This window comes from Phytopseudomonas seleniipraecipitans (assembly GCF_900102335.1).
Taxonomy (GTDB): domain Bacteria; phylum Pseudomonadota; class Gammaproteobacteria; order Pseudomonadales; family Pseudomonadaceae; genus Aquipseudomonas; species Aquipseudomonas seleniipraecipitans.
This window is the reverse complement of sequence record NZ_FNBM01000002.1, coordinates 170,219-191,062: the sequence shown is the minus strand read 5'-3', so window position 1 is coordinate 191,062 and position 20,844 is coordinate 170,219. Positions and strand designations below refer to the sequence as shown.

Sequence of the window (20,844 nt, the reverse complement as noted above, 5' to 3'; positions counted from 1 at the left end):
GGTGTTCTCCGTGTCAGTCGAGCAGCGCCAGGGTGTCGAGGGCGATCTGGCGCTCCTCGTTGGTGGGCACCACCAGCACCCGCGTATGGTTCTGGGCATGGATCGGCCCGCTTACGCCACGCAGGCAACGCTCGTTGGCCGCTTCGTCGAGTTTCAGGCCGAGCAGGCGCAGGTGGGCGACCGTCTTGCTGCGGATCAGCGGCGAGTTTTCACCGATGCCGCCAGTGAACAGCAGGCCGTCCAGGCGCGGCAGCGCACAGCTCATCGCCGCCAGGGATTTGGCCAGGCGGTAGCAGAAGACTTCGATGGCCAGCGTCGCGCCGACGTGGCCCTCGGCACGCGCCTGCTCCAGGCTGCGCATGTCGTTGGACAGGCCTGAGAGACCAAGCAGGCCGCTATCGTGGTTGAGCATGCGGTCGATCTGCTCCAGGCTCCAGTCCAGGGTGCGTGACAAGTGACTGTGCAGGTTGGGATCGACATCACCGCTGCGGGTGCCCATCACCAGGCCCTCCAGCGGCGTCAGGCCCATGCTGGTGTCGCGGCTCTGACCGTTAACCACGGCGCAGCTCGAACAGCCATTGCCCAGGTGGGCGACCAGCCAGGCACTGTCGCCTACGGCCATGCCGGTGAGTTCGGCGGCGCGGGCACTGACGAAACGGTGGCTGGTGCCGTGGAAACCATAGCGGCGCACGCCGTGCTCACGGTAAAGCGCCTCCGGTACCGCATAGCGAAAGGCATGTTCCGGCAGGCTCTGGTGAAACGCGGTGTCGAATACCGCCACCTGAGGCAGTTGCGGATACAGCGCCAGCGCCGCTTCGATGCCAAGCAGGCCCGCGGGGTTGTGCAGCGGTGCTAGCGGTGCCACGGCGCGGATCGCCGCGATCACCTGATTATCCAGGCGCTGGGCGCTGGTGAAATGTTCACCGCCATGCACGATCCGATGGCCAATGCCATGCAGTTGGCCGCCGGTGGTTTCTTGCACCCGCTGCAGCAGGTGGATGAGCGCGGCGCGGTGGTCGTCTCCGGGGATCGCCTGGGTGTGCTTGATGCCGTCTCGCTGCCAATGCAGCGCAGCCTCCTCGCTGCCCAGGCGTTCGGCCAGGCCACTGATGGCGAACTCAGGCTGATCGGGATCGACCAGGGCGAACTTGATGGAGGAGCTGCCGCAGTTGATCACCAGAATATTGCGTGCGGGCATTCAGAAGTCCTTAGCGTCGATAGGCATTTCGGCAGAGGCTGCGGCACACCATCCGCAGCGGAAGTTCGTACCGATGCGCGCGCGCCGTTGCGCGGCATCGAGCACCCACGTGCGATTTTGCCAGGGAGGCTGATGGCGCAGGTGCTGGGTATGGCCACAGGATAAGACAGCCACCCAATGGCCGTCATGATCTTGCTCAAAACCGACCAGCACACTGCCCGGTGCGGCCCGCCCGTCAGGGGTTGGGTCGCTTTCGGCGCTACCCTTGGTTACACTCTCACGTTCATTTTCCCCGAGCAAAAGGTTCGCCCCCATGCAGATCGCCGCCAACAAGGCCGTTTCCATCGACTATACCCTGACCAACGATGCCGGCGAGGTGATCGATAGTTCCGCTGGCGGCGCGCCGCTGGTTTACCTGCACGGCGCTGGCAATATCATCGTCGGCCTCGAGAAGGCATTGGTCGGCAAGCAGGCTGGCGATGAAGTGAATGTCTCCGTCGAGCCGGAAGAAGCCTACGGCGAATACAGCGCCGAGCTGGTTGCCACGCTGAACCGTTCGATGTTCGAAGGCGTCGACGAGCTGGAAGTCGGCATGCAGTTCCATGCATCCGGCCCGGATGGCGGCATGCAGATCGTCACCATTCGCGAGCTCGACGGCGACGACGTGATCGTCGACGGCAACCACCCACTGGCTGGCCAGCGCCTGACCTTCGCGGTCAAGGTAGTCGACGTGCGTGATGCGAGCGCCGAAGAAGTCGCCCACGGCCACGTGCATGGCGAAGGTGGTCACCAGCATTGATCCGTATGTCGGCAGCCGATTCCACGCTGCTGGCCGCTGATCATTCGTGACTGCTAAGCTGCAGTTACTAGAAAGGGCGCCTTTTCAGGCGCCTTTTTTACTTTTCTCTATTGGCTTTCGCGTTACCCGGAGCACACCATGAGCGCCTTTCACGACTTGACACTGCACGCACTGGACGGCCAGGAGCTGCCCTTGGCTCCGCTCAAAGGCAAGGTGGTGTTGGTGGTCAATGTCGCCTCTAAATGCGGGCTTACTCCGCAGTACGCCGGGCTGGAGCACTTGCAGCAGACTTATGCCGCTCAGGGCTTCAGCGTGCTGGGGGTGCCCTGCAACCAGTTCGCTGGGCAGGAGCCGGACAGCGAAGCGGACATCGCCCAGTTCTGCAGCCTCAACTATGGCGTGAGCTTTCCGATGAGCAGCAAGCTGGAAGTCAACGGCAGTGGTCGTCATCCGCTGTATCGATTGCTGGCGGGAGAGGGCGCAGAGTTTCCCGGCGACATCACCTGGAACTTCGAGAAGTTTCTGGTCGGCCAGGACGGTCGTGTGCTTGCACGCTTCTCGCCGCGTACTGCACCGGATGATCAGGCCTTGATCCAGGCCATCGAAAAAGCCCTGGCTTAATTGATTACGCAGCCGCTCTGACGCTCTTCGAACCCATCAACCATTGTGCTGTACGGGCTTGGCTTCAATTGCCAGAGTGCTCGTATGGCCGATGGTTTGCGTGGGTTTGGCGGGAATGGCGCCGATCAGGTGGTGTTCGAACTGTTCGATGATCGCCACCCAGCTTTGTTTAGCCGCATGCTGCCGCGCGTTGAGACGCACGCAGCGCAGGTGCTCGCGGTCCTCGAGCAGCCAGTGGGCCGCATCGATAAAACTTTGATCGTCATCGGCACTGCCGAGCATGCCGTTATGGCCGTGCTCCACATGCTGGGCCGCTGCGGCCTGATCGAAGGCAACCACGCCGAGCCCCGCGGCCATGGCTTCGAGCAGCACATTGCCGAAGGTTTCGGAGAGGCTGGGAAAAAGAAAAAGGTCGCCGCTGGCGTAGTGTTGGGCCAGGGTTTCGCCTCGCTGGATACCGCAGAACAACGCATCCGGTAGCTGTTGCTGCAAGCTGTCACGTTGCGGGCCGTCACCGACCAGGATCAGTTTCAGACGCAGGCCGACGTGCTTTCGTTGCAGCGCCTGGAAGGTGCTGACCAGCAAGCTCAGGTTCTTCTCCGGAGCCAGGCGGCCAACGTGCAACACGGCGATGTCCTGCTCACCCAAACCCCAGCTGCGCCGCAGCTCATCGCTGCGCCTGGCCGGGTTGAACAATTGCGCGTCCACCCCCCGTGCAAGCAGTTCCAGACGTTCGAAGCCGCGGCGCTGCAGCTCGCAGCGCTGGCTGAGGCTGGGCACCAGGGTCATGCGTGAAGCGTTATGGAACCAGCGCAGGTAGTTGGTCAGCAGGCGCGTCAGCAGGGTGATGCCGTAATGCCCGGTGTACTGTTGGAAATTGGTATGGAAGCCGCTGATTACCGGAATGCTCAGGCGTCGGGCAGCTCTCAACGCGGACAGGCCGAGTGGACCCTCGGTGGCGATATAGAGCACATCCGGGCGCTGACGGCGCCACAGTCGCAGGAGTTTATGGCGTGCTGATTGGCCCCACTGCAGGCCGCGGTAGCCGGGCAGCGGCCAGCCACGGGTAAGCAGCAGGTCGTCATCGTTCGCCGCCGGGGAGTCAGCGGCCTGTCGAGGGCGAATCAGTTGCAGGCGATGGCCACGCGAACGTAGGCCACTGACCAAGTGCCCCAGGGTATTGGCGACCCCGTTGATTTCCGGGCTGAAGGTCTCGCTGACCAAGGCGATGAATAGCGGGGGAGTGCTCATGACAGCAGTTTGGGCTGCCGTCATGTAGCGTTTGTGACATCAGTGTGGCGTTTGCGTGACAGTCCGCGCGCCCTCGTTGACGCCGCCCTCGCGTACCCAGAACAGCGTCGCGCCTGCGACAGCCGCCGGCATCATCAGGATGTTGACGAAGGGAATCAGCAGCGCCGCGTAAGTGATGCCGCCAAACCCCAACGACTGCCAGCGTTTCTTGCGCAGCCAGGCGAGCATGTCCTGCCAGCTCACCTTGTTGTTGTCGGCGGGGTAGTCGATGTACTGGATGGCCATCATCCACACGCCGAACAACAGCCACAGCGGTGCGGCGATCAGGTTGACCACCGGGATGAACGACAACACCAGCAGGCCCAGCGCGCGTGGCAGGAAATACCCCAGCTTGCGTGCCTCGCGTCCTAACGTGCGAGGCACCATGGCGATCAGTTCGGCCCAGCTGAACGGCGGGAAGTTGTCTTCACCGCGGACCACCACCTCGACTTTCTCGGCGAGGAAGCCGTTGAACGGCGCGGCGACGATGTTGGCCAGCATGGTGAAGGTGAAGAACACCATGAGCACCACCAGCACCACGAACAGTGGCCAGAGGATGTACTGCAGAAAGCTCAGCCAGTTCGGCAGGCTGGGCATGAAGGTGTCGACCCAGCCGCTGAATTGCTGGATGGCGAAGCCGATCATCAAGCTGAAGAGGATCAGATTGATTGCCAGGGGCAGCAGCACGAACAGTCGCAGGCCGGGGCTCAGCACCAGTTTCAGGCCCTCACTGAGGTATTGCGGGCCAGACAGCACGGGCGCGCGCATGCGGGTGTCTCCAGAAAAGTGAACGTCGCGCGACCTTACCCAGTTTGCCGCTCAGGTGAAAGTGCGCTGCGTGATAGTCACCAGCTATCCACTGTATTGGCAAAGCACATTTCCTTCGCAATAGCCGTCGTCTTAGGCTTGCGACGTCCCTTTTTTTGGAGCCGTCCCGTCAGACCTTCCCCGGTTTCTGACGGCTCCTTTTTTATTCGGCAACCCTGCCGTGAGGAGTTCCCGATGTCCCAGCCACGCCACGTCCGCGTGATCATCCTCGGTTCCGGCCCGGCTGGTTACAGTGCTGCGGTGTATGCCGCACGGGCCAACCTGAAGCCGCTGTTGATCACCGGCCTGCAGGCCGGCGGCCAGCTGACCACCACCACCGAGGTGGACAACTGGCCAGGGGATCCGCACGACCTGACCGGGCCAGCGCTGATGCAACGCATGCAGGCCCATGCCGAACGCTTCGAAACCGAGATCGTGTTCGATCACATCCAGGCGGTAGATCTCGCCGCGCGGCCGTTCACGCTGGTAGGCGACAGCGTTTCCTATACCTGCGACGCGCTGATCATCGCCACTGGGGCCAGTGCCCGCTATCTGGGTTTGCCCAGCGAGCAGGCGTTTATGGGCAAGGGCGTGTCAGCCTGCGCCACCTGCGATGGCTTCTTCTACCGCAACCGTGAAGTGGCGGTGGTCGGTGGCGGTAATACCGCCGTGGAGGAGGCGCTGTACCTCGCTAATATTGCTAGCCGGGTGACGCTGATTCACCGGCGTAACAGCTTCCGCGCGGAAAAGATCTTGCAGAACAAGCTGCAAACTCGCGTGGCTGAGGGGCGCATCGTGCTGGCGCTGAATGCCGAGGTCGATGACGTATTGGGCGATGCGTCGGGTGTCACTGGCGTGCGCTTGCGCGAGAACCAGGGCGGCACGCGGGATCTGCAGGTTGACGGCCTGTTCGTGGCTATCGGCCACACGCCCAATACCACACTGTTCGAGGGGCAGCTGGCGCTCCTGGATGGTTATCTGCAGGTCAATGGCGGGCGAGATGGAAATGCCACCGCAACCACTATTCCTGGCGTTTTCGCAGCAGGCGACGTGGCAGACAGCGTGTATCGCCAGGCCATCACCTCCGCAGGTGCAGGCTGCATGGCGGCGCTTGATGTGGAGCGCTATCTGGACGGCTTGTAACCGCCGAGAACTGTTTGGTCCTGGCCCTAACGACGATGCCCGTATTGATTGATACGGGCATTTTTCATTCAGCTCTGCTGGAACATTCGTTCTACAGATCGAAGTCGTATTCGGCCAGTTGCTTGTGCAGGCGCCGCTCTTCAAGAAAATTATCGATGATGCGTCGCTTGGTCAGGTTGGTCTTCGCCACTTCAACGGGCGCTTCGCTGCTGTCCGTTTCTTCGCTGACGAAGTCTTCTTCCAGTTCCAGGTCTTCTTTGCCGTTGCTCATTCGCTTCACTCCCGGCTACAGGGGCCATTTGCCGACCTTATAAGGGCAAACGCGAACGGAGTAAAAAAGATTTTTTCAATCAGCTGATATAGCAAGTGTATGACGGCTCAATCGTCGGAGGTCTTCGCCCTGTATTCGCACAGGTCTTCGATTCGGCAACTGCCACAGCGCGGCCTGCGCGCCTGGCACACATAACGACCATGGAGGATCAGCCAGTGGTGGGCGTCGAGCAGAAAGTCCTTGGGTACGAACTTCAGGAGTTTCTTTTCAACCTCCACCACGTTCTTGCCGGGAGCGATACCAGTACGGTTGCTGACCCGAAAAATGTGCGTGTCCACTGCCATGGCCAGCTGACGAAAGGCGGTGTTGAGCACCACGTTGGCGGTCTTGCGCCCGACACCTGGCAACGCTTCCAGCGCTTCGCGGTTGTCTGGCACCTGACTGCCATGTTGCTCGACGAGCATGCGGCACGTTTCGATGACGTTTTTGGCCTTGCTGTTGTAGAGACCGATGGTCTTGATGTATTCGCTCAGACCCTCGACGCCCAGAGCCAGTATGGCTTCTGGGGTGTTGGCGACCGGGTAGAGCTTGGCAGTCGCCTTGTTGACCCCTACATCAGTTGCCTGGGCGGATAGAATCACGGCAATCAACAGTTCGAAGGGCGTGCTGTAGGCCAGCTCGGTCTTCGGCTCGGGATTGTCTTCGTGCAGACGGCGAAAAATTTCGAGGCGTTTGGCGGCGTTCATCGTCAGGTAGGCTTCACGTTAGTCGATGCGCGTTAGGTGGCGCTGGTATGCGCTTGCAGCCGATGTTCGGCGGCAGCAAGGCGTTCTAGGGCAGCGTTCAGTGTGTGCTCATCGGTGTCCGCGCTGCGTTGCAGCCTGCTCACCGCTGCGCGGGCGTAGGCCAGGTCGGTTTTCAGTTGGCGCAGCTCGACACTCAGCGCGGCTTTGTCGACCAACACTCGCTGCGCTGCCGGCCTGTCGCATTGCTGTTCAGCGTTTTGCAGCGCCTGCTGCGCCGCCGCGTAGTCGGCGCGTAATCTGTTCAGCATGGCCTCGTCGACACCGCGACGCTCGCCAGATAGCAAGGCAGCGCGGCGGCCGGCGACTTCAATCTTGGCTTTCTTCAGCGCGCTCTGTTCAGCATTCGTTGCCTTGTCAGCATGTGCCTGCCTAGTTTGGTTCTGCAACGCTTGCAGGGCGGCAGTGGCTTGCTCGCTGGTGCGCTGCAAGGCGTCGAGCTGCGCCGCGAAGGGCGAGTCGGGGTGCATGGCCACCTGTGTGCGGGCTTTCTCATAGGCGACCTTGGCCATTGCCGCGTCTATCTTCAGGCGTTTGAGCTGTGCCGTCTGATCATCAACCACCGGGGTCGCGGCAGTTTCCAACTTGGGACGCACAACAGCCGTGCTGCGTGCAGCGCGGCGGCGGGCGTCGTCACGGCGCAGGCGAGACAGGCGGGCCTGGTGGCGCGCACGAAACTGGTCGGCGCGCTGGCGCTGAATGGCAGCCTGCGGCGCCGCCAGGGTGATCAGGTCTATACAGTCCACCGGGCAGGGTGCGAGGCACAGTTCGCAGCCACTGCACTCGTCGGTGATCACCGTGTGCATCAGTTTGGCGGCGCCGACGATGGCGTCGACTGGGCACGCCTGGATGCATTTGGTACAGCCGATGCACTCGTCCTCGCGAATCACTGCTATCTGCGCGGGTGTCTCCGGTAAGGCCAGGGGCAGCGCCGGCACGTGCAGCAGGTTGGCGAGCGCCTCGATGGTGGCCGTGCCACCGGGCGGACACTTGTTGATCGCCTCGCCAGCAGCGATGCCTTCCGCGTAGGGCTGGCAGCCTGGGTGCCCGCACTTGCCGCACTGCGTTTGCGGCAACAGGGCATCAATGGCGGCAATGCGCACAGCGTCGGTCATGGTCGATACACGCTACGCAGGTCGCACGGTGTCAGGCCATTTGGGCGCTGGCAGGGAAGGTCGCGGGATTCGGTCATCGGTGGAGCGGGTCTGGCTGAAACGGTATCCCTGCATTATCCGGCATGCGCCGCGCCCGGTACAGCGGCGCGGCTACGCGGTCTCGGCTCAGGCGCTGTGGCGTGCGCGGCTGGCCTTGCGCCACAGCCAGCGAACCAGCAGGGCAAGCGGGAACAGGATGATCACGAACGGAATCCCGTAGCCGAGAAGCTTGAGGGCTTCGGTGGCGCCCTCGGTGGCATTGTCGAGCATGCCACTGGCGGCTTCGCCGATGCGCGCCAGGCGCCCGATGGGCTCGCCCTCGGTGCTGAAGCTGAGGGTCAGCAGGTTGGTGGTCAGGCGGCGTTGCTGCTGGGCCGACTGTTGGGCCGCGCCCGCCAGTTGTACCTCGACCTCGGCCAGTTCGCGCGCCAGGGCGAGCATGTCGCTGACGCTCAGGTCGCCGCGTGCCTGGTATTGCAGCAGGGTTTGCTGCTGGCGCTGCAGGCGCTGGCGCTGCTGTTCGGTATCGCTGACGGCCTGGGCGAGGTCCTCGGCGCGAGTGTGACGGCTCTGCAGTTCGCCGCCTTCACCGGCAAAACCAACCAGCGGCTCGACACCCGCCGGCGCAATGCGCACGGTGATGCTTGCTGCCTGATAAGCGCCCTGACTCTGCTCGATCGCCAGCAGGTCGCACTGGCCGAAGCGCTGGCTGCTGCAGGCGTCACGCACCGCTGCCAGACGCGGTTCCACCTGCTCGACGGGCAGGCGAATGCCCACGCTGTGTTCATAGGCCAGGAACGCGCCCTGCTGCGCGGTTTCGCCGAGCAGCGCGGCCCCCGCGGGCGATTGGTTTTCGCCGGACGGCGAGCAGCCGAGCAGTGTCAGTAGGGCTAGAGCGGTGGTGAGAAAGCGGTATTTAGAGAAAAGCATCCTTGCACCTCAGAAACAGTTCGCGATCTGTCGCGCATGGCTAGCCAGCACGTATGTGCGGCAGCAAAAAGGCGCAAGCGGTAGCTCCCAGCGTAGGGTGGACAACGCTCTTTTTGTCCACCATTGCGATCGCAGAGCGGTGGACGGATGAAGCGTCGTCCACCCTACGAAAGGCAGCTACCGCCACTAATCAGCCAACTCCCGGCTCTGCGGAGGAGAGCCGGGGTTCGACAATTATTTACTTGACCCGCTGCCCCGGCTTGGCGCCGCTGTCCGGGCTGAGCAGGTAGATTTCTTCACCGCCAGGGCCAGCGGCCAGAACCATGCCTTCGGATACGCCAAACTTCATCTTGCGTGCCGCCAGGTTGGCCACGTACAGGGTCAGGCGACCTTCCAGCTTGCTTGGGTCCGGGTAGGCGCTTTTGATGCCAGAAAACACGTTGCGCTTCTCGTCACCGATGTCCAAGGTCAGGCGTAGCAGCTTGTCGGCGCCTTCCACGAACTCGCATTTCTCGATCAGGGCGATACGCAGATCGACCGCTGCGAAGGCGTCGAAGGCAATTTCGGCGGCCAGCGGGTCCTTCTTCAGCTCGCCATTGCCTGTGGAGGCTTCGGCGGCTGCCAGGTCTTCCTTGGAAGCTTCGATCATGGCGTCTACCTTGGCCGGTTCGATACGGCTGAGCAGCGGCGTGAAGGGGTTGAGCTGATGATCGGCCAACGGCGTGGCGAGATCAGCCCAGGTCAGCGGTGCCACGTTGAGGAATGCTTCTGCATCACGGGCCAGGTGCGGCAACACCGGCTTGAGGAAGATCACCAACTGACGGAACAGGTTGACGCCCAGGGCGCAGATCGCCTGCACCTCGTCGGCCTTGCCTTCCTGCTTGGCAAGCGACCAGGGCGCCTTGTCGGCGATCCACGCGTTGGCGCGGTCGGCCAGGCCCATGACTTCGCGCATGGCGCGGGCGAAGTCGCGGTTCTCGTACGCCTCGGCGATGCTCGGTGAGGCGCTCTGGAAGGCACTCCACAGTTCCGGCTCGGGGTTGGCTGCGACCAGCACCCCGGCGTTGCCCTTGTGGATGAAGCCGGCGCAGCGGCTGGCGATGTTGACCACCTTGCCGACCAGGTCCGAATTGACCTTCTGAATGAAATCTTCGAGGTTCAGGTCCAGGTCATCGACGCCACGGCCGAGCTTGGCGGCGTAGTAGTAGCGCAGGTATTCGGGGTTCAGATGATCCAGGTAGGTGCGCGCCTTGATGAAGGTGCCGCGGGACTTGGACATTTTCTGGCCGTTCACGGTCAGGTAGCCGTGGACGTTGATAGCGGTCGGCTTACGGTAGCCGGCGCCTTCGAGCATGGCGGGCCAGAACAGGGCGTGGAAGTTGACGATGTCCTTGCCGATGAAGTGGTACACCTCGGCGCTGGAATCCTTGTTCCAGAACGCGTCGAAATCCAGTTCCGGGCGACGCGCGCAGAGGTTCTTGAAGCTGGCCATGTAGCCGATCGGCGCATCCAGCCAGACATAGAAATACTTGCCCGGCTCGTCGGGGATTTCGAAGCCGAAGTAGGGCGCATCGCGGCTGATGTCCCATTCGTGCAGACCGCCATCGAGCCATTCGGCTAGCTTGTTGGCCACTGACTCCTGCAGGGTACCGCTGCGCGTCCACTGCTGAAGCATGTCCTGGAACTGCGGCAGCTTGAAGAAAAAGTGTTTGGAGTCCTTGAGCACCGGCACCGCGCCGGAAATCGCCGAGCGTGGGTCTTTCAGCTCGGTAGGCTCGTAGGTCGCGCCGCATTTTTCACAGTTGTCGCCGTACTGATCCGGGGTCGCACATTTCGGGCAGGTGCCCTTGATGAAACGATCAGCCAGGAACATGCCCTTTTCCGGGTCGAAATACTGGGTGACCGAACGGGTGGCGATATGGCCATTGTCGCGCAGGGCCTTGTAAATCGACTCCGACAGCTCGCGGTTCTCCGGCGAGTGGGTCGAGTGGAAGTTGTCGAACTCCACCAGGAAGTCGGCAAAGTCGCCACTGTGCTCAGCCTTGACGCCGTCGATCAGCTGCTCAGGCGTGATGCCTTCCTTCTCTGCACGCAGCATGATTGCCGAGCCGTGCGCGTCGTCCGCGCAGACATAGATGCACTGGTTGCCGCGCAGTTTCTGGTAGCGCACCCACATGTCGGTCTGGATGTACTCGAGCATGTGGCCAAGGTGGATCGAACCGTTGGCGTAGGGCAGGGCGCTGGTAACGAGAATCTGGCGAGCTTGGGACATTGTCAGGCTGTCATCGGGTGGAGGGAGGTCGATCACTATAAAGTAAGCGAACGCGTTCCGGCCAGCCTGGGTATTTCCCCGGCAAATACCGCGGGTATCGACTTGAATTTAGAGGCATAAGCGGGTTCCAAGAGGAACGTTCCGCGCCAATCAGGAGATGAACCATGCCCGCACTTCTTCGTCCGCTCGCCTGTGCTACCGCCCTGGCTCTGTTGGTTGGCTGTGCTTCGAGCAATCCTTATGACAATGTTGGTGGCGGAGAGACCAGTGGTGGCGGCCATCGAACCGCGACCTATGGCGGCCTGGCGGCGCTTGCAGGTGCGGCGGTCGGCGCTGCGATCAGCCATGACGACCGCGGCAAGGGCGCGGCGATTGGCGCGGTACTCGCCGGTGCGGCAGGCGCCGGTTATGGCTATTACGCCGATCGCCAGGAAGCCGAGCTGCGCCGCAGCATGGAAGGCACTGGCGTGGAGGTTCAGCGCCAGGGCGACGATATCAAGTTGATCATGCCCGGCAACATCACCTTTGCCACCGACTCTGCCGAGATCGCACCCAGCTTCTATGCGCCGCTAAATAACCTGGCGACGTCGTTCAAGCAGTTCCAGAACAACAGCATCGAGATCGTCGGGTACACCGACAGCACGGGTTCTCGCCAGCACAACATGGCGCTGTCCGAGCGTCGTGCGCAAAGCGTGACCAGCTACCTGACCGCTCAAGGTATCGATGGCGCTCGCCTGTCCAGCCGCGGCGCCGGGCCGGATCAGCCAATTGCCGATAACGCCACGGCTGAGGGCCGCGCGCAGAACCGTCGTGTGGAGGTCAACCTCAAAGCACTGCCGGGCCAGCCCGTGCAGTGAGCCTCTCCGGCCGGCGATCCATTGGGTCGCCGGTCTGCATCGCCCGTGCAGCTCGGGTAGGATAGGCGCCTTTCCTGCCATCCTCGGAGCCAAGCATGAGTGCTGACACCCGCGCTGCGGTCGAAGCCGTATTACGCCAGTACACCGATCCCCACCTCGATCAGGATCCGCTCAGCGCAGGCTGCGTGCGGAGCATCGACGTGCAGGATGGCCAGGTCAGCGTGAAGCTGGAGCTCGGCTACGCGGCCGGCCTGTTCAAACAGGGCTGGGCGCAACTGCTGCAGCTGGCCATCGAGAACATCGAAGGCGTGCGCAGCGCCAGTGTAGAAGTAAGCTGCGTGATTGCCGCGCACAAGGCTCAGGCGCAAGTGCCTGCGCTGGCCAACGTCAAGAACGTGATTGCGGTGGCGTCCGGCAAAGGCGGTGTGGGCAAGTCGACTACCGCTGCCAATCTGGCGCTGGCGCTGGCCCGCGAAGGCGCGCGGGTCGGCATTCTCGATGCAGACATCTATGGCCCCAGCCAGGGCATCATGTTTGGCATCCCCGAAGGCACACGGCCTCAGGTGCGTGAGCAGAAGTGGTTCGTACCGATTGAGGCCCACGGCGTGCAGGTGATGTCGATGGCCTTTCTGACCGACGACAACACGCCGGTGGTGTGGCGCGGGCCGATGGTTTCAGGGGCATTGCTGCAGCTGGTCACGCAAACTGCCTGGGACGATCTCGATTACCTGATCATCGACATGCCGCCCGGCACCGGCGATATCCACCTGACTCTTGCGCAGAAAGTCCCGGTGGCCGGTGCGGTCATCGTCACCACGCCACAAGACCTGGCCTTACTGGATGCCAGGAAGGGCGTGGAGATGTTCCGCAAGGTGAACATTCCGGTCCTTGGTGTCGTGGAGAACATGGCGGTGCATATCTGCTCCAGCTGCGGCCATGCCGAGCACCTGTTCGGCGAGGGCGGCGGCGAGAAGCTGGCTGCCCAGTTCGGCGTCGACCTGTTGGCGTCCATGCCGCTGTCGATGGCCATCCGCATGCAGGCGGACGGCGGCAAGCCGACCACCATCGCCGATCCGGAAAGCCAGATCGCCATGCTCTACCAGCAGGTGGCTCGCCAGGTCGGCGCACGCATCGCCTCGAGCGCAGCGGCTGCGCGGGTCATGCCGACGATCGTCATCGCCGACGATTGATCGTGGTGGTGCGCCTGCCCAGGGCGGGCGCACCACTGAGCTGTCTGCAAGGAATCGCAGGCATAAAAAAACCCCGCCGAAGCGGGGTTTTTTATAGAAAGAGCAGGTTAGATAACCTGAACTTCCTCAGCTTGCATGCCTTTCTGACCACGAGTGGCCACGAAGGAAACCTGCTGGCCTTCTTTCAGGCTCTTGAAGCCATCGCTCTGGATAGCTTTGAAGTGTACGAACAGGTCGTCACCGGATTGCGGAGTGATGAAGCCGTAGCCTTTCTCATCGTTGAACCACTTAACGGTGCCATTCTGACGATTGGACATGTGATGTCTCCTAATATCTAAATAATTAACAGCCCTGGATAAAACCAGGCCGGGACTGAGTGCAACGAGTACTAGGAGTCGGACGATGTTTGGATCGAAATCTAGGCATCATGTAGCGATTCGCGGTGACACATGCAGCACAGTGGGGTCACCATACCCGCTTTTCTCGCTAAGTGCGAATGGTCTGTAAGTCTTTCTGCGATTTCCTTGCATTCTTACCGTCGCAATCGTGCCTGAACGCCCTCTCGAGAGGCTTTGAACCCGACCGCCCAGCCCGGTAAGATGCGTTCACTTTTTCACCGCACAGAACTTCAGGACGCCCCCCGCCATGAGCATCAAATCAGACAAGTGGATTCGCCGCATGGCCCAGGAACACGGCATGATCGAGCCGTTCGTTGAGCGCCAGGTGCGCAACGAGGGCGGTCAGCAGCTGATCTCCTACGGGGTGTCGAGCTACGGCTACGATGTGCGCTGCGCCGACGAATTCAAGGTATTCACCAATATCAATTCGGCCACGGTCGACCCGAAGAATTTTGACGAGAAGAGTTTCGTCGACGTCAAAAGCGACGTGTGCATCATCCCGCCGAACTCGTTCGCCCTGGCACGCACCGTTGAATTCTTCCGCATTCCGCGCAACGTGCTGACCATCTGCCTGGGCAAGAGCACCTACGCGCGCTGTGGGATCATCGTCAACGTCACGCCGCTTGAGCCGGAGTGGGAAGGCCACGTGACGCTGGAGTTCTCCAACACCACCACGCTGCCGGCAAAGATCTACGCCAACGAAGGCGTTGCGCAGATGCTGTTCCTTGAGTCCGACGAGGCCTGCGAGGTGTCTTACAAGGATCGCGGCGGTAAATACCAGGGCCAGCGCGGTGTGACCTTGCCGAGGGCCTGATAGCGTATTGTGTGCCACCGAGAAGCCGGGATTTGCCCGGCTTTTTTGTGCCTGTGATTTACCTGGCGGGCAAATCGCAGGCAAAAAAATGGGCGCCTTCAGCGCCCGGAGAAATCAATCGATGCGTAGTTTCTGAGTGGGGCCGGCGAGTGAAGTTCCTTTGGATTTATAGGGCGAACTGTTCATGGGCGGCTGGTCTACATGATTAATCACGGCACGCCCTCAAGCGTGCCGCTTTTATAGCCACCCGCTGGAGACACACGATGAGTCAATGGATTATCACGTACAGCCGAGACGAGGCGGCCGAGGTTCTGAAGGTCGAGTCGAACGAAAAACCGAGTGTGGAAGAGGCGGCGACCTGGCTCTTGGAGTGGGCGGAAGAAAATCTGGAAAAGCTGGAACCCAAGGAGCAGCCGCGTGAAGAGCAAACGCCTGCGGTGCGTCTCGAGGAGCGCTTCGGTATCACCATCACCGGCATTGCCCGCGACTGACAACGAAGCGCTCCTGGCTTGAGCTGGCAGGCTTCAGGCGCGAGCGCGCTGCTTGCCGTCTGGCTGCGCGGCTGCCGCGCTGCGGCGTGCACCCAGTGGCTCGACCTTGCGCTGTTTCTCGTGCAGGAAGCTCAGCACTGCGTGGCGGTATTGGTTGTAGCGCGGGTCATCGGCCAACGCGATGCGGTCACGCGGTCGCGGCAGGTCGATGGTGAGGATTTCGCCGATGGTCGCTGATGGGCCATTGGTCATCATCACGATGCGGTCGGAGAGCAGCACAGCTTCGTCTACATCGTGAGTAATCATCATCACCGTGTTGTGCAGCTCGCTCTGGATGCGCATCACTTCGTCCTGCAAGTGCGCGCGGGTCAGGGCGTCGAGCGCGCCGAAGGGTTCGTCGAGCAAGAGCACCTTGGGTTCCATGGCCAGCGCGCGGGCAATGCCGACGCGCTGTTTCATGCCGCCGGAAATCTCACTGGGTCGCTTGTGCAGGGCGTGGCCCATGCTCACCAGTTCCAGATGATGCAAAGTCCAATCGCGGCGCTCGGCTTTGCTCTTGGTGCGTTTGAATACCTTGTCCACGGCAAGTGCGACATTCTCCTGCACGGTCAGCCAGGGCAGCAGCGAATGGTTCTGGAACACCAGGCTGCGATCCGGGCCGGGACCACGCACTTCGCGGCCGTCGAGAATTACCGCGCCGCTGCTGGAGTCGGTGAGGCCGGCGACGATGTTCAGCACTGTCGACTTGCCGCAACCGGAGTGGCCGATGATCGAGATGTACTCACCACGGTCAACGTTGAGGTTGATCTGGTTCAGCACGTGGGAGCTGACGCCGTCACGCTCGAAGTACTTCTCTACATGTTCGATGCTCAGGTAGTGCTTGCTCATGTCTGTCTCCTCAGGCCGATGTGCCACGGGTGATGCGATTGCCGACGAACAGCACCAGGCGGTCGAGCAGGAAGCCGACCACGCCGACGTAAACCAGGGCGAGAATGATGTCGCTGATGCGCGAGGCGTTCCACGCGTCCCAGATGAAGAAACCGATGCCTACGCCACCGATGAGCATTTCCGCGGCGATGATCGCCAGCCACGACAGGCCGACACCGATGCGCAGACCGGAAAAGATGTACGGCGCTGCAGCGGGCAGCATGATCTTGTGGAAGTACTCGACGCCGTTGAGGCGTAACACCTTGGCGACGTTGCGGTAGTCCTCGGGAATATTGCGGATGCCTACCGAGGTATTGATGATGATCGGCCAGATGGCGGTGATGAAGATCACGAACAGGGCCGACGGGTGGCTGTCCTTGAAGCCGGCCAGCGACAGCGGCAACCAGGCCAGCGGTGGCACGGTACGCAGGATCTGGAACAGCGGATCGAGGCCGCGCATCGCCCAGGTCGACTGGCCGACCAGCACGCCCAGCGCCACGCCGGCGACTACCGCGAGGGCATAGCCATAGGCCACGCGCTCAAGGCTGGCGAGCAGTTGCCAAGCCATGCCGACATCGGTGCCGCCGTTGTCATAGAACGGATTGACGATCAGCTCCCAGGTGTCTTCGATGACCTGACTGGGCGGTGGCAGCGAGGCGTTGGGGCCGCTGCACAGCAGTTGCCAGATCAGCAGCAGGCCGGCGGTGATCACCAGCGGTGGCAGCACCGATTGCAGCAGCGTGTTGTAGAGACGCTTCAGCCAGCTTGGCGCAGTGATTCCGGCTGGCGGGGCGAGCGATTTGACGGGCGCATTCATGGCGTTTCTCCGGTTAGGCCAGGGACGAAATCGTCAGGCTGTCGAGATAGGCTTGCGGGTTCTGTGGGTCGAAGGTCTTGCCGTCGAAGAAGGTCTCGATACCGCGGGATTTGCCCTGTGGAATCTGTTCGGCGGGAACCCCCAGCTCGGCCGCCGCCTGGCGCCAGATGTCCTCGCGGTTGACGGTGTCGATCAGCGCCTGGCTGTCGAAATCCCTCGGCAGGTAACCCCAGCGTTTGTTTTCGGTGAGAAACCACAGGTCGTGGCTCTGGAACGGGTAGGAGGCGAATTCGCTCCAGAAGCGCATCAGGTGCGGGCTGTTTTCCACTACGCGGCCGTTGCCGTAATCGATGTTGCCCTGCAAGCGCGCCAGCAGGTCCTTGGCTGGAGCGCCGATCCAGCGGCGCTTGGCGCAGATCTCTGCGACCTTCTCCTTGTTCTCTGCTGCTTCGCAGAACATCTGCGCTTCCATTACGGCCTTGAGCAACGCGCGGGTCGCGTTGGGGTTGGCGTCGACATAATCGGCCCGCAGCGACAGAGCCTTTTCCGGGTGATTGGCCCACAGCTCGCCGGTGGTTACCGCACTGTAGCCAATGCCCTGGTTGATCAGCTGTGCGTTCCACGGCTCACCGACGCAGAAGGCGTCCATGCTGCCGACCTTCATGTTGGCGACCATCTGCGGTGGGGGGATGACCACCGTCGGCAGGTCCTTGTTGGGTTCGATGCCGCCGGCCGCCATCCAGTAGCGCAGCCACAGGTCGTGGGTGCCACCCGGGAAGGTCATCGCAGCGGCGATCTTCTGGCCCTTGGCAAGTTTGGCGGCGACCGCCTGCTTGAAGGCGCTGGCGTCGGTGCCGAGCTTTAGATCCTGGTATTCCTTGCTGATGGAAATGCCCTGACCGTTGAGGTTCAGGCGCGCGAGGATGTACATCGGCAGCGGGGTATTGTTGGTGGTCACCTTACCGGCGGCCATCAGGTAGGGCATCGGTGTAAGGATATGGGCGCCATCGATGCCGCCGCTGCCGGCACCCAGCACCAGGTTGTCGCGGGTGGTGCCCCAGGAGGATTGCTTGAGCACTTCGACGCCAGTCATGCCGTGTTTGGCGAACAGGCCCAACTCGTCGGCCACGAACAACGGTGCGGCATCGGTCAGGGCGATAAAGCCGAGCTTGGCCTTGGTGGTCTCCAGACCGTCCGTGCCCGCGGCCCACACTGCGCTGCTCAGGCCGGCTGGCAGCAGGCTCATCAATGCGCTGCCGCCGAGCAGGCCCATGGACTGCTTGAGAAAGGTCCGGCGCGGCTGATAGGCGCGATCGCCGATGCTCGGCAGTGTACGTGGCTTGTCGTCCATATCGTTTTCCCCAAAAGGCACGCATAAAAAAACGGCGTCACTCTCATGGCAGCGTGCGGGCTGCAACAAGGGTGGACGCCGTTGTCCAGGATTCGGATTGTGGGAGGGGCAGAGCCTGCCTCCCTATCAGGGACATAGCAGGTTGCATGCCAGCAGCCGACGTGGGTGGGCTGGCTATCGGGCGATAGGGGGGAGAAGTCGGGAGCGCGGGAGTTAACTGGTTGAGCGGGAAAGCTTTTCAGTCTTTGCTGGTTGTCTGCACCGAGAGGTGGCCCGATCAATTTTGGCAGCAACGCCGCACAGCGGCAGGGCGTGCACCATTGGTAGTGCGCGGCACAGGTGCATGGAAGCGAGGCGATGGGTTCTATGCCTCGGCCCTGGGTATCGCTGCGTCACCTGAGCGGAGCAGGCCGTAGCCTGTGATTGAGCGCAGCGATACCCAGGGGCGTATTCCATGCGTCGCCGTGTTCGATGGTCGCCGGAGCGGGACAGACTTAGCTAGTGGCTAAGCGATGCGCGACCCAAGGCGGCATCGTCCGGTCAGGTGCGCTTGCCCTTGTCGCTACGCGGACTGTCCTGAGCCTTGCGGGCAGCGAAGGCGAGCAGGCTCTGCGCGACATCGACCAGCCGCATGCTGCGTTCCATGGCCGACTGGCGCAGGCGGGCGTAGGCGTCTTCCTCGCTGAGCCGGTAGTCGTTCATCAGCAGCTTCTTGGCGCGCTCGATCAGCTTGCGCTCGTTGAGCGTGTCGCGGGTTTCCTTGAGCTCATCGCTCACCCGCTGCAGGCGCTGGTTCTGCTCGTGCAGCAGGTCGAGCACCGAGCGCGCCAGCTGGTTGCCCACTGCATCCTGCGGCGCGCTGTCCAGGGTGCTGCTGTGCACGCTGAACAGCATGGCCTGGTCACTGCCGACATCCATCTGTGCCAGGCGCTTGAGTAGCGTGCGGTGGTTGTCGAGGTCGGCGTGGGCTTCGGCGATGCTGCTGCGACAATGCGCCAGCAGGCAATTGGCGAGGTGGTTCTCGACATCTTTCATGGCGTCGATGCGCCGTGTGTTGAGCTCGAACCACAGCTCGCAAAGACTCGGGTCTACCGTGGCATTCGCCGAGGTACGTTTAGCGACACCACGCAGGCTGATCACCTGGGCGAAGGTATCGCCCCCCTGGATTTGCTGCCACAGCGCAACAGCCTCGGTGTCGGCAAACTCGCTGAACACTTCGAAGCAGCGCTCCTGGCCCTCTTCAAGATGCTGCAGGCGCTCCTGCAGCTCAGCATCGAAATAGCCGCGCGAGAAGCCTTCGACGCCGGCGGCGCGCTCCTGGCCGGCCAGCTCTTTGCCCTGCATGAAGTTGAACATCGCCACCAGCACCCGGGTGATGCCCGGATCGACGGCGGTATCGGCCGCTTCGAATACCACCGCCATCAACCCACCGATCAGTCGGGTGAAGGCCTGCGTGGCCTGACGCGGAGCAGGCTCCAATTCACGGATGCGGCGGCGCAGGCCAGGCAGCTCGTCCAGGCCGTGCAGTACATAGGCGATGCGGTTGAACAGGCGGGCGCGATCCGCGTTATTGGCCTGCGCCGTGTCCATGGCCATGAAGCAAGCGTGCACCTGCTGCTCGACGGCGGCTGATTCGGCGCTGTGTGCGTCAAGTTGGTGCAGGTAGTGGCTGGACTGATTGCCCAAGTAGATATTGGAGTAGCCGCGTTCTTTCTGTAGTTGGTGCACCAGTTGGCTCACGTGGGTGACCAGTTGGCATGTGAAGGACAGGCTTTCCAGGCCCTGCAGCTCGCATCGGCGGGCGGCGAGCATGAAGCGCAGGGCGGCGGGCATGGTGGTGTCAGGCATGGCGGCAGTCTTTCAGGCAGTACGTTGAACTAAAACAGTGCAAATAGCAGTCCAGTTGCATCGACTGGACTGCCGTCAGTTCAGGCGCTGCGCATGTCGAGTGCGCTGGCAGCTTCGATGGCAGCGCCGACTACATCGCCGATGACCAGAATCGCCGGGCTTTTCAGCTGGAAAGCCAGGGCGTCGTCGGCCATCTCGCGCAGGGTGCTGCGGCATTCGCGTTGGTCCGGCAGGGAGGCGTTCTCGATCATCGCCACCGCGGTATGCGCCGCCATGCCCGCGTCGAGCAGGTGCTGGCGGGTGTCGGCCAGGGTGGCGATGCCCATGTACACCACCAGCGTGGTACCGCTTTGGGCCAGCGCCTGCCAGTTGGGCGAGCTGCCATCCTGGGTATGCGCGGTCACCAGAGTGACGCCACGGGCGATGCCACGCAGGGTCAGGGAAATGCCGCAGCGGGTCGCTGCGGCCAGGCCGGCGGTGATGCCATTGACGATCTCGCAGTGCACGCCGCGTGCGGCCAGCCAGTCAGCCTCTTCACCGCCACGGCCGAAGATGCACGGGTCGCCGCCCTTGAGGCGCGCCACCACCTTGCCCTGGCGAGCGTAGCGCAGCATCAGTCGATGGATGAACGCCTGCGGCGTCGAGCGGCAGCCACCGCGTTTGCCGACGCGAATCACCCGCGCGCCCGGGCAGTGCTCCAGCACCAGCGGGTTGACCAGGTCGTCGATCAGCACGACGTCGGCCAGGCCGAGGGCGCGCACCGCCTTTAGGGTCAGCAGTTCCGGGTCGCCGGGGCCGGCGCCGATCAGCCATACGCTTGGAGTCATCACGGTATTCCTCTGGGTTCGTTGCGCCTGGTCTTC

At 62.4% G+C, this 20,844-nt stretch carries 22 protein-coding genes; 7 read left to right on the top strand and 15 right to left on the bottom strand.

The window, feature by feature from the left end; all coding sequences use genetic code 11:
- Nucleotides 1-13 precede the first annotated feature (13 nt).
- Both BLS60_RS05715 and BLS60_RS05710 read right to left on the bottom strand, forming a co-directional pair.
- On the bottom strand, nucleotides 14-1,198 hold the full coding sequence (locus BLS60_RS05715; protein ID WP_092365779.1) for an acetate kinase: 1,185 nt from the start codon (nucleotides 1,196-1,198) through the stop codon (nucleotides 14-16).
- Complete coding sequence (locus tag BLS60_RS05710) at nucleotides 1,199-1,543, bottom strand: DUF3565 domain-containing protein (protein WP_092365776.1); 345 nt, start codon at nucleotides 1,541-1,543, stop codon at nucleotides 1,199-1,201.
- Here BLS60_RS05710 and BLS60_RS05705 point away from each other — a divergent pair.
- Complete coding sequence (locus BLS60_RS05705; RefSeq protein WP_070882279.1) at nucleotides 1,512-1,997, top strand: FKBP-type peptidyl-prolyl cis-trans isomerase; 486 nt, start codon at nucleotides 1,512-1,514, stop codon at nucleotides 1,995-1,997. The genes BLS60_RS05710 and BLS60_RS05705 overlap by 32 nt on opposite strands.
- Before the next feature lie 138 nt (nucleotides 1,998-2,135).
- Nucleotides 2,136-2,618 (top strand): glutathione peroxidase, encoded by a 483-nt coding sequence (locus BLS60_RS05700; protein WP_092365773.1) that lies wholly within the window; start codon nucleotides 2,136-2,138, stop codon nucleotides 2,616-2,618.
- A gap of 36 nt (nucleotides 2,619-2,654) precedes the next feature.
- Here the strand turns inward: BLS60_RS05700 and BLS60_RS05695 are convergent, their stop codons facing one another.
- Nucleotides 2,655-3,869 carry a glycosyltransferase family 4 protein gene (locus tag BLS60_RS05695; RefSeq protein ID WP_092365770.1) on the bottom strand — a complete coding sequence of 405 codons (1,215 nt, stop codon included), beginning with the start codon at nucleotides 3,867-3,869 and terminating at the stop codon, nucleotides 2,655-2,657.
- Nucleotides 3,870-3,908: 39 nt separating this feature from the next.
- Nucleotides 3,909-4,676 (bottom strand): sulfate transporter CysZ, encoded by a 768-nt coding sequence (gene cysZ / locus BLS60_RS05690; RefSeq protein ID WP_092365767.1) that lies wholly within the window; start codon nucleotides 4,674-4,676, stop codon nucleotides 3,909-3,911.
- 234 nt (nucleotides 4,677-4,910) lie between these two features.
- On the opposite strand from cysZ, the gene trxB reads away from it, so the two are divergent.
- Nucleotides 4,911-5,858 (top strand): thioredoxin-disulfide reductase, encoded by a 948-nt coding sequence (gene trxB / locus BLS60_RS05685; RefSeq protein ID WP_092365764.1) that lies wholly within the window; start codon nucleotides 4,911-4,913, stop codon nucleotides 5,856-5,858.
- Nucleotides 5,859-5,949: 91 nt separating this feature from the next.
- On the opposite strand, the gene BLS60_RS05680 is transcribed toward trxB, so the two are convergent.
- The 5 genes from BLS60_RS05680 to metG all read right to left on the bottom strand — a co-directional run bounded on the left by BLS60_RS05680 (nucleotide 5,950) and on the right by metG (nucleotide 11,288).
- A complete protein-coding gene (locus tag BLS60_RS05680) occupies nucleotides 5,950-6,129 on the bottom strand; it encodes a PA3496 family putative envelope integrity protein (protein WP_070882283.1) in 180 nt (59 codons plus the stop codon).
- Between the two features lie 107 nt (nucleotides 6,130-6,236).
- On the bottom strand, nucleotides 6,237-6,875 hold the full coding sequence (nth, locus tag BLS60_RS05675; protein ID WP_070882284.1) for an endonuclease III: 639 nt from the start codon (nucleotides 6,873-6,875) through the stop codon (nucleotides 6,237-6,239).
- 32 nt (nucleotides 6,876-6,907) lie between these two features.
- Nucleotides 6,908-8,047, bottom strand: coding sequence for an RnfABCDGE type electron transport complex subunit B (locus BLS60_RS05670; protein ID WP_092365761.1), 1,140 nt, complete (start codon nucleotides 8,045-8,047; stop codon nucleotides 6,908-6,910).
- Between the two features lie 165 nt (nucleotides 8,048-8,212).
- Nucleotides 8,213-9,016, bottom strand: a complete 804-nt coding sequence (locus tag BLS60_RS05665) for a DUF4349 domain-containing protein (RefSeq protein WP_092365758.1) — start codon at nucleotides 9,014-9,016, stop codon at nucleotides 8,213-8,215.
- A 238-nt stretch (nucleotides 9,017-9,254) separates the two neighbouring features.
- Nucleotides 9,255-11,288, bottom strand: a complete 2,034-nt coding sequence (metG, locus tag BLS60_RS05660; RefSeq protein WP_092365755.1) for a methionine--tRNA ligase — start codon at nucleotides 11,286-11,288, stop codon at nucleotides 9,255-9,257.
- Between the two features lie 164 nt (nucleotides 11,289-11,452).
- On the opposite strand from metG, the gene BLS60_RS05655 reads away from it, so the two are divergent.
- On the top strand, nucleotides 11,453-12,145 hold the full coding sequence (locus BLS60_RS05655) for a YiaD family glycine zipper/OmpA-like lipoprotein (protein ID WP_070882288.1): 693 nt from the start codon (nucleotides 11,453-11,455) through the stop codon (nucleotides 12,143-12,145).
- Between the two features lie 95 nt (nucleotides 12,146-12,240).
- Nucleotides 12,241-13,335, top strand: a complete 1,095-nt coding sequence (gene apbC, locus BLS60_RS05650) for an iron-sulfur cluster carrier protein ApbC (protein WP_092365752.1) — start codon at nucleotides 12,241-12,243, stop codon at nucleotides 13,333-13,335.
- A 107-nt stretch (nucleotides 13,336-13,442) separates the two neighbouring features.
- Here apbC and BLS60_RS05645 read toward each other — a convergent pair whose 3' ends face one another.
- The gene (locus BLS60_RS05645) at nucleotides 13,443-13,652 is read right to left on the bottom strand and encodes a cold-shock protein (protein WP_042555234.1); all 210 of its coding nucleotides are present in this window, start codon (nucleotides 13,650-13,652) and stop codon (nucleotides 13,443-13,445) included.
- Between the two features lie 328 nt (nucleotides 13,653-13,980).
- Between BLS60_RS05645 and dcd the strand changes: the two genes are divergently transcribed.
- Nucleotides 13,981-14,547 carry a dCTP deaminase gene (gene dcd / locus BLS60_RS05640; RefSeq protein WP_070882290.1) on the top strand — a complete coding sequence of 189 codons (567 nt, stop codon included), beginning with the start codon at nucleotides 13,981-13,983 and terminating at the stop codon, nucleotides 14,545-14,547.
- Between the two features lie 263 nt (nucleotides 14,548-14,810).
- Nucleotides 14,811-15,038 carry a hypothetical protein gene (locus BLS60_RS05635; protein ID WP_070882291.1) on the top strand — a complete coding sequence of 76 codons (228 nt, stop codon included), beginning with the start codon at nucleotides 14,811-14,813 and terminating at the stop codon, nucleotides 15,036-15,038.
- A 33-nt stretch (nucleotides 15,039-15,071) separates the two neighbouring features.
- Here BLS60_RS05635 and BLS60_RS05630 read toward each other — a convergent pair whose 3' ends face one another.
- The 5 genes from BLS60_RS05630 to cobA form a co-directional block, all read right to left on the bottom strand.
- Entirely contained in the window at nucleotides 15,072-15,926 is an 855-nt protein-coding gene (locus BLS60_RS05630) for an ABC transporter ATP-binding protein (protein ID WP_070882292.1), read from the bottom strand.
- A 10-nt stretch (nucleotides 15,927-15,936) separates the two neighbouring features.
- Nucleotides 15,937-16,782 carry a nitrate ABC transporter permease gene (ntrB, locus tag BLS60_RS05625; RefSeq protein ID WP_092365749.1) on the bottom strand — a complete coding sequence of 282 codons (846 nt, stop codon included), beginning with the start codon at nucleotides 16,780-16,782 and terminating at the stop codon, nucleotides 15,937-15,939.
- Between the two features lie 13 nt (nucleotides 16,783-16,795).
- The gene (locus BLS60_RS05620) at nucleotides 16,796-18,133 is read right to left on the bottom strand and encodes a CmpA/NrtA family ABC transporter substrate-binding protein (protein WP_092365746.1); all 1,338 of its coding nucleotides are present in this window, start codon (nucleotides 18,131-18,133) and stop codon (nucleotides 16,796-16,798) included.
- A gap of 540 nt (nucleotides 18,134-18,673) precedes the next feature.
- Nucleotides 18,674-19,981, bottom strand: a complete 1,308-nt coding sequence (locus BLS60_RS05615; RefSeq protein WP_092365743.1) for a nitrate regulatory protein — start codon at nucleotides 19,979-19,981, stop codon at nucleotides 18,674-18,676.
- Nucleotides 19,982-20,061: 80 nt separating this feature from the next.
- Nucleotides 20,062-20,808, bottom strand: coding sequence for a uroporphyrinogen-III C-methyltransferase (gene cobA, locus BLS60_RS05610; protein WP_092365740.1), 747 nt, complete (start codon nucleotides 20,806-20,808; stop codon nucleotides 20,062-20,064).
- Between the last annotated feature and the right edge of the window lie 36 nt (nucleotides 20,809-20,844).